Source organism: Campylobacter sp. GB48 (genome assembly GCF_049221845.1).
Classification (GTDB): domain Bacteria; phylum Campylobacterota; class Campylobacteria; order Campylobacterales; family Campylobacteraceae; genus Campylobacter_D; species Campylobacter_D lari_C.
In genome coordinates, this window is record NZ_JBMJAR010000082.1 from 1 (window position 1) to 805 (window position 805).

Consider the following 805-nt stretch of genomic DNA (forward strand, 5'->3'; position numbering starts at 1 on the left):
AATGCGAAGTTTGTAAAACAAAAATCAATAAATTACAAAATATTTGGAATATATTCTCAGGCAAATTAGAAATAAAATGTAAAAATTGCAAAAGTAAATATGGAGTTTCTAGTAAGATTATAAACTGGATATATGATACTTTTGTATATTTATTGCTTATTCCAGATAGTATGCTTTTAATTATAATATTTTTTGGTGGATATTTTTTTGTCAAATATGGATTATTAGTAGTGCTTTACTTATTAGCAATTATCCTTCTTGTTAGAAAACTAATAAATATTGTTTTACTTCTTCTTTGTAAATTAAAAAGGCTAGAAAATGACAAATAAAGGATTAATGGAACATCTTAAGGATATTAAAGATGGTATTGTAGATTGTTATATAGGACTTTATGATTTTGGAGATTTTTTAGCTAGAATTTCAGGTTTTAGAGATTGGCAAGAAAAAAGTGTTATTTTAGATGATTTTCATAAAAGGCAGACACTAGAAGAATTGGACTTTTTAAAAGATATTATTAAAAATGAAACTTCTAGAAATGTTATACTAGAATATTTAATAAAAGATGCCAATAGAAGGCCTTTATATTATTTAACACCCGCTGGGATAATTTTAATTTTAAATATAACAACCAAAGCAAAAAAACTATTCATAATAAACATAACTTCTTTAGGAGGAAAAGCAACATCCACCGCCCACTCTCTCTACCCCTACTACAAAAACATACAAAATTCCTTTGCTCCTTTATGTTCTATAGATAATAAAAATAGTAATTTGTTAAAAGAATTTAATTTTGATGGTTTTTCTT

General features: G+C 24.8%; 1 protein-coding gene and 1 pseudogene. Both read left to right on the forward strand.

The window, feature by feature from the left end; genetic code table 11:
• A partial coding sequence (locus tag ACOTVC_RS08915; RefSeq protein WP_421628391.1) for a hypothetical protein occupies positions 1-329 on the forward strand: 329 nt, incomplete at its 5' end.
• Positions 319-805, forward strand: a pseudogene (locus ACOTVC_RS08920) (hypothetical protein); the annotation flags it as partial. The gene ACOTVC_RS08915 and the pseudogene ACOTVC_RS08920, both read left to right, overlap by 11 nt.